At 53.0% G+C, this 7,219-nt stretch carries 5 protein-coding genes and 1 pseudogene; all 6 read right to left on the bottom strand.

Features of this window, described 5'->3' with window-relative positions; genetic code table 11:
• Positions 1-81: 81 nt before the first annotated feature.
• Entirely contained in the window at positions 82-282 is a 201-nt protein-coding gene (locus B5F27_RS12400; protein ID WP_242962186.1) for a hypothetical protein, read from the bottom strand.
• Between the two features lie 48 nt (positions 283-330).
• Positions 331-1,356 carry a hypothetical protein gene (locus B5F27_RS12395; protein WP_087368211.1) on the bottom strand — a complete coding sequence of 342 codons (1,026 nt, stop codon included), beginning with the start codon at positions 1,354-1,356 and terminating at the stop codon, positions 331-333.
• Positions 1,357-1,365: 9 nt separating this feature from the next.
• Positions 1,366-3,798 carry a hypothetical protein gene (locus B5F27_RS12390; protein ID WP_087368210.1) on the bottom strand — a complete coding sequence of 811 codons (2,433 nt, stop codon included), beginning with the start codon at positions 3,796-3,798 and terminating at the stop codon, positions 1,366-1,368.
• A gap of 30 nt (positions 3,799-3,828) precedes the next feature.
• Complete coding sequence (locus B5F27_RS12385; RefSeq protein WP_087368208.1) at positions 3,829-4,584, bottom strand: hypothetical protein; 756 nt, start codon at positions 4,582-4,584, stop codon at positions 3,829-3,831.
• Positions 4,585-4,597: 13 nt separating this feature from the next.
• Positions 4,598-5,689, bottom strand: coding sequence for an ankyrin repeat domain-containing protein (locus B5F27_RS12380; protein WP_206423004.1), 1,092 nt, complete (start codon positions 5,687-5,689; stop codon positions 4,598-4,600).
• An 18-nt stretch (positions 5,690-5,707) separates the two neighbouring features.
• Positions 5,708-7,084: pseudogene (locus tag B5F27_RS12375) on the bottom strand (DUF6138 family protein).
• Positions 7,085-7,219 lie beyond the last annotated feature (135 nt).

Below are 7,219 nucleotides of genomic sequence, written 5' to 3'. Positions count from 1 at the left end.
AATAAGTTCCGTGATTCATTGTGAAGCATATTCATCATCTCCACATTTATCATACCACTGCTGTACAGTGCGGCGGTGACTTCACTCTATTTTCTGGGTTTGCTCTAGACGAAACCTGGTATTATCAAGGGCATATTCAAAACAGTCCGGGTCAATCAACTGACCATTGGCTGGATCATTCATTTCTAAGCGGAGTGCTTCCGCGCCGGTCTTGCGGGAGAGTGTAAAGTAGCCATCCTCCAGTTCAAAGGACAGGCAGGACAGTCCTTCCTCATTGTCCAACTCCCAAATCATTCTTTTTGCAAATAATTCTATTGGTTTACCTCATAACTACTCCAAGGTCATTTCACAAAGAACCAGCTTGTCTTTCTCATCACTGAGAAATGCCCGGTTTCCCCATACATCCAGCACATGGAAGGAAGCGTATCCACGGGGCATGGCAAGGTCGATCAGCGCCAGATCCGAAAGGCGCAGCACCTTTTGTTTACCCTTCCAGTCATCATTCTTAAAAATGGGAGATAGGATCAGGCAAGTCCTGTCACCGGAGAATTTTCCGCGCATCCCGTGTTTTCCGGGCAGGCGGCTTAAATTATCTTTGCCCCACAGTTTCTTTTTGAATAGTCCGTTTTCCTCCAGTTCCAGATACCAATAGTAGCCCATGAGAGAAAGGCCCGCCGGATTAATGGTGCTGCTTTCCAAGAAGGCATAAAATTGTCCATCCTGTTCCAGTATGGAGCCAATCATAGGATAGTTGTAGTGAAAGTCTGCCTGGGCAAAATTTCCGCCAGCTCGCTCTACCGCCGCCAAATGGGTCTGTCGGGTTCCTGCTTTGCTGTATACACAAGAGCCGCTTTCTGCCCAGTGTGCAGTCATGGCTTCAAAGTTTACCGTCAGGGTGGTAAAGCTGTTGGTCGCATCAGCGTAGTTGTCCACTCGGCACACAACAGGGAAAACGCCCTGACTTCCAGTGACAGCCACAGGCTTGGGAATACCCTGGGCACACCAATTATCCATGGGGATTGGAATCCACTCTCCATCCATCTGAGGCATCAACCAAAGGGATTTACTGGCCGGGCAAACCAACAGGATTCCTCTGCCGCATGAGAGCAAGACAGGATCTTCCCAAACATCTTGCTGTTCTTTCGGCTCCGGGCTGAGAATCCACCTGAAAACTTCGCCTTTGACCCACAAAACGCCGCTGCACTTTTGCGCGAGATGATAGGTCCAAAACACAATTTCATCCTCGCTGCGGGCGACCATACCTTTGCATCCAGTGGGGCTGTATTTGAAGGAAGTTCCCGTCAGTTCAAATTCCTCGAACGCCCAGTTCTTTATCACTTTTAGTTTCGCTTTCATGCTTTCACCTCACAGCAAGTCTGCCTTGATACTGCACTGTTCCAGAACCGGCAGCACCTGTTCCGGCTTGGAGGACATGAGGGTCATATGTTTGAGATTGGGGAACTGGCGCAGTTCCGCTTCCGTAATGGTATTAAGATCAAAGGCTCCGTCCTCGCCATCCCAGAAGGGGCAGAGCTGGGTATAAATCTCGCTGCCGCCATCCATCTCGATTTCTGTGACCTCCGGGGCCAGCCGCGCCGGGATGGGGTATTGTTCCAGCCACTTCCGAATCTCGGGGATGGGTTCATACCCTTCCGCGTCAAGGTCGATTTTGCGTCGACGATACTCTCGGACGAACGTATGGGTATCCAGTTTTGGAGCCAGTAACCCTTTCTCGTACATCAGGACTTCCATAACCGCCAGCTTGAAGTTGAAGCTGGTAAAGGTGAGCACTGGTTCAGTCGGCTTGGATAACTTGTATTTCTGCACTTTCGCCGCCTTATTCTCTGGCTCTTTCCAGCTGATCTGTACCATAGCGGAGAGGGCCTCCAGCTTTGCTTTCTGCGCTGATTGCTCCTCTGGAACAGGACCCGGCAAGCGGGTATAAACGGTAAAGCCGCCTAATTTGAGGGTGTGGGCAAATCCGGCGAAATTCTTCCAGCTGGCCTCTCGGTAGTCCTTGGACCCGATCCAAACTGCTCCGTCAAATGTCTGCCGCACCGCATACTCTCCTTGTGCCGCTACCCGGATACCAAGGGTTTGGATGGTCTGTTCATCTTCCGCGAGCCAGCCCTGGAGTCCAAGCTCGTCCCACAAAGCAAGTGCCTGGGTATAGGGACTCTCTCGGCCAGTCATGGGGCTTTTCCGTGTTCCATTTTGCAGGACAATGCGGGCGGGCCCCAGCTTTTCCGCCAGCTGCGACAGGGTAAACGGCGGCGTAAATACCGACCCCAGGATGGTCAGGCTGTCTTTTTTGAGAATGATTTTTCGCTTCGTGGCCTTGGGCGGTAGAAAGATGGGTAGATTCGGGTACACTTCTTTGTACTCCCGCCATTCCAGCTTTTTGGGCTTGTTTGCCGTCCGAAGGAAACCCCAGAAGTCGATGGGATAACGAAACACCGGTCCAACCCTATCCCGCCGGGTAACGATGACCACCGTGCCATCAGTGAGAATTCCGATGTGCTGCATTTTCTCCCCGCCGAACATTTCCGGACGGATACGCAGCACCTCGCGCGTCGTCATGTTGATGAGCTGGGCAAAGTCATCGGTGAGGATTTCGCCGTTTCCCTGCACCAGCAGCCAGTCCCCGGTAAACCAGCGCAGTTTCAGCCCCTCGCCCATGCCGGGCAGGGGGGCAATTCGGCACCGCCCGGTGGCCATGTCCAGTTCCAGCAGGCATTCTTCCATCCGCCCCTTGCCACTGACTGCGTGGATCATGGTAATGCGGCCTGTGCCGGAAACGGGAACAGCTTCGGAGAAATGGTCGTATCCATCCAGACAGAAGGTGTGTTTTGTGACCTTGCCGTTTTCCCAGCGGTAAATCTGCCCCTTGTACCACTCGTTGGAAAAGTAGACCCGGCCCAACCCGTCTGTCACGATGCCACAATGGTATTTGGTGCTCCATCCATCTTCCGGCAGGGGCCAGTTTTTCACATCCTGACAGGTGCCCCGGTCGGTGAGTTCAATCCGTGTGGCGTTGGTGGGATCGCCCACCCAGAGGGAATGGTCAGCCCAGCACAGGGTCCGGGGCGGTCCGTCATAGGCGATAGGGGAGGGCTCGGCCCAGTTGAGGGTAGCCGGATTCTTGCTCAGTAATGCCCGCCCAATAGTCCCGCTGCCAGTGGCTCTGGACGCGGCATAGAGTCCATTTTCTGCGGAATAAGTGAGGCACCCAAGGTGCGGCAAACTGTGGGCGCGGGTCACCTGGGGCGGACGCTGGCGCAGATCGGCCACACAGCCGTTTTTCCATTCTTCTGCATCCTGGTTTTTCCATTCGCCCGCCGCATAATCACCCGCCAGGGAGTTGAAGAAATAATCGTACTCATCCTGAAGTATGTATTCCTCGCAGGGCATCCGCTTCCCAGGGTCCTGCTCCTTGGCATGGTCGCCCCATTTTCGCCCTTGCTGTTTCATCAGGTAGCAATATTGCCCCCGCTTTTTGCAGTAGCGTTCCCATTCGTTGCGTTCTTCTTCTGGGATCAAGGCAAACAGATACTCGTCCTCATCGTCCAGGTTATACAACGCCCAGCCGAAGGCAGAGAGTTCCTGCCCCAAGGCCGCCGCTCCTTTTTCATGGGGCAATTTCATATATTGGATGCCGATGGCGTCAAAGCGTTCATCCAGCAGCGCCGGGACCTGTGCGCCCCATTTCCCTCGAAGTTCCGCCAGAGTGTCCTGTACGGCTCCGTCAAATTTTAGAATGTCCAGCGCATCATCTATGATTTGTTTGAACTCTGCCATAGGTAGTTTCTCCTTTTCCCATTTCCTACATCATAGCGACAGCCATGTGGTCAAAGCACTGATTTCCTCCCGTAACAGCGGGGACTTCCCAGCGGCGGCAAAGGCTTTTTGGACACCGCCATAGCGCCGCTCGGAGCGATCCGCCAGCTGGAGCGCGGCTGCCTCCAGATTGGGAATCGCCATCACAGCATCTGCCAGCGCCTGGGTGGAGAGTTTATCCCCGATCAGAGAGGCGGCAAAGTAGCGCAAATGGCTGTGAGAGAGGGCGGACAAATCGCTGAGTTTATGCAGCTCATAGAGTTTCAGGGCATAAAGGGAAGAAAGCCCATCCAGAGCCGGTAGTTTCTGCACAGCTGGCAGTGACTGAAGATAGAGTTTTTGAAGTTGTGTTGCTGGTGTCAGAAAAGGGGAGAGATCTTCCGTTTTCCGCATTTCCTCCAAATGGAGATAGGTAATGCTGGAGAGAAGCGGGGTGATGTCGCCATTCTTTTCCCCACGCAGGTGGAGGATACGCAGGCCGGGGAGAGAAACAGTGTCCCAGGAAACAGGGGCCGACAGCCATAGGGACAGTGTATGAAGCTGCTTTAGCTCGGAGAGAACTTCTACACTCTCACATTTTTCCATTAGGGTCAGTTCCTCCAGATTGGGGTAATCTCGTAGGAAGGACAGATTCACCTTCCGCTCTCCCGTCACAGACAGACACCGTACTGCATCTGGTTTCAGTCCATTTAGATCAATCTTTTCTCCGCCGCGCCAGAAAACTGCGGTGCAGTATGCCTGTTCCATTTTGCTTCTCTCCTTATTCCTCAAACTCGCCCTCAATCATTCCATTAAGATATTTTCCGGGATCAGCAATAAATTCCTCCCATTTGGCTAACGGATGAAACTCCTTATGCTCAATGTCCAGATACCAGAGTTTCTTATCTTTGGGACTCCACAGCAGCAAATAGTCGCTGTAATTGTCCATTTTCGCCATGAGGGAGAGCAGCTTTTTCCGCTTCCAGGTCATCTCCTGCACATCCATGTAGGGGTACAGTTCCGCCCATTTCACCAGCTCCCGCTTTGGAAATTCCAGACGCAAGGGGCCGGTCTTTAAATATTCCACCAGCTTGGCAGGTAGCTTGTAAGGCATGAGTTGACGCGCCTTTTCCTGTTCGTTGTGCCATTCCTCCGGCTCCAGAGCTTTTAAGTAGGCGGCCATTTCCTGATTTTTGTTCTGCACTGCCACGGTGTAGGGCCGGTCACCGTATTTATCTGGGATGGTGATGTCTGCACCCTGCTCCACAAGCCAGCGCACCATAGAAAAATCGTTGTGCCGTGCAGCTTCAGTGACAGGCGTAGAAGCGTAGGGGAACACCATATCTGGCTTGTGATAGTTGATGTCCGCCCCGTTTTGAATCAGATACTCCACCAACAGCTGGTTCCCATGGCTCGCCATACTGCGCAGGGCTTCACCGCCGTATCGTTTCAAATCCATGCCCAGCCTTTCCAAAATGGGGAGCACGTTAGGCTCATGCCGATCCACCAAGTGGAGAAACAGCCTGCATATATCCCTTTGCCCTGCGGGGATTCTGACGCCCGCATCTACCAAAAAGGAAAACAGGGTCAGATCTTGGCTGCGCAGGGAGCCATAAAGCAATTCTTCCGGGTTATGGGTCAAATCTGCTCCGGATTCGATCAGGAGCTGCACCATGTCCATCCGATTTTCCAGCACAGCCAGTTCCAGCGGAGAGGCTTCGCCATCCCGGGGCCACTCTCCAATCATTACTTGATAGCACTGCGGCTCATTGGGAGAATGCCCTGCATGAAGCAGGGAACCAAGCGCCTTTATGTCGCCGCTTTGGATGGCAGCCATCATGGAAGGTACATTTAAATAGCTTACTTCACTCATCCGAATCCTCCTGATAGTCTATACAAAAATTTCCTGATACCGCTCTATCAGTTCCTCTGGCGCTGCTTCCACCACTTTCTGACCACCCTTGGCACTGGCTTTGCCCCAGATCACATAGCAGATCGTTTCCCATGCGTATTGCAGCACTTCCTCTGGGCTGGCTTCTGCTTCCTGGGTGAGTTCATCGTCATCATCGTCGGAGGAAAAACCGCTTGGAACGATCTCGGACAGATGAGTTTTTACTTCCAGCAGAGCGTCCAGACTTTCTGCATTTGCCATCCACGCGGTATAGTCCTTGGAATATTTCATGTTCTGCATGGACAGCACCCCACGGACAAACACAGGGACGGTATCGGCGGTAAATCCGAATTGTTTCACATACTCCCGGAGAAATTTTTCCTATAAGTGGGAGTGCTCATCATCACAGAGGTCGAGATAATCCCATACCAGCTGCCGCCACGCTTGCCCCAACATTCCCAGGGCGAACACAGCAAAACTTCCGGGGAGCGCGCACTGCTCATCGCTGAGATTGGTGTACTGCTCATATTGCCGCATGGCAAGCCGGGCGTACCGTTCCATCAGGGGGTGGAGGCCAGGATACTGCACGGCACAGGCAAAGAGCTGGTTTACTCCCTTTTTGGGCAGCCCTGTGATGGGCAGATACCTCTTTTCTGGTCCTTTGAACTCTACCGCATAACTGCGGGGAAAATCCTCCTGCGAAAGAATCTCACACAGGTAGTCCAGCACTTTATGGCAGCATTCCTCTGTGTTGTCCCTGGCAGTAATACGAATAACGGCAAAGGCATCGTTGGCCGATGCGGTGAAGTGCTCTGTTTTCCGCTTTTGCAGGCTGATCGGCAGCCTGCCGGTCCCATTTTCCCGGAGCTTTTTCACCATATCGGGACGGACTTTCTCAACCAATCCAAAGAGGTAATTGGTGTCTAGATACTCAAAGTTCAAACCATACACTTTATAGTCCACCGCCACATAGCAGGCAAAACGCAGCAGCGGCTCCGGGACCTCCTCTGCACGGATACCTGGTTTCAGGGAATACCCCCGATTCCAAAAGTGGCCATCTTCATTGCCTGTCACGACAAAATACTTCTCTTGTAGCTCCCGTTTCAACAGGCCAAGTAAGTAGTAGTCAATTTCACCCCACCGGCTCTGGCGGCGCAGGTTTTCGCTGAAAGCAATGGCCTTTTCCACATCCAGGGTCTCGGCCTGCTGCGCTACAGTCCATTCCCTCACCAGATCGTGCACCGCAAAGGGCGCGCCTTGACTGCTAACCACTACCGGCGGCCAGAGGGAATCAAGCCGCGTGATCCTTCCGTCAATGGCATCCTGGATACACTGGTCAAAGAGCGGTTGCGGTTCTTCCTGTAACTCGGCCTTCATCCAGTAACAGCGCCCGTCCGCACTATTTCGTTTTGGCAAACTCATATCAGGCCACCTCTTTTTGAACAATAAAAAATGCCCCGCATCAGTCTGCCACCGGGGCAGACTGGCACAGGGCGCGAAAAGGCCGCACAA

The organism is Faecalibacterium sp. An192 (assembly GCF_002160175.1).
GTDB lineage: Bacteria > Bacillota > Clostridia > Oscillospirales > Ruminococcaceae > Faecalibacterium.
This window is presented reverse-complemented; position numbering and strand designations above follow the sequence as displayed.

Excerpts from the sequence above, each read along its gene's own strand:
- B5F27_RS12385 (WP_087368208.1), bottom strand. The coding sequence starts at position 4,584 with ATGGAACAGGCATACTGCACCGCAGTTTTCTGGCGCGGCGGAGAAAAG.
- B5F27_RS12390 (WP_087368210.1), bottom strand. The coding sequence starts at position 3,798 with ATGGCAGAGTTCAAACAAATCATAGATGATGCGCTGGACATTCTAAAA.
- B5F27_RS12395 (WP_087368211.1), bottom strand. The coding sequence starts at position 1,356 with ATGAAAGCGAAACTAAAAGTGATAAAGAACTGGGCGTTCGAGGAATTT.
- B5F27_RS12380 (WP_206423004.1), bottom strand. The coding sequence starts at position 5,689 with ATGAGTGAAGTAAGCTATTTAAATGTACCTTCCATGATGGCTGCCATC.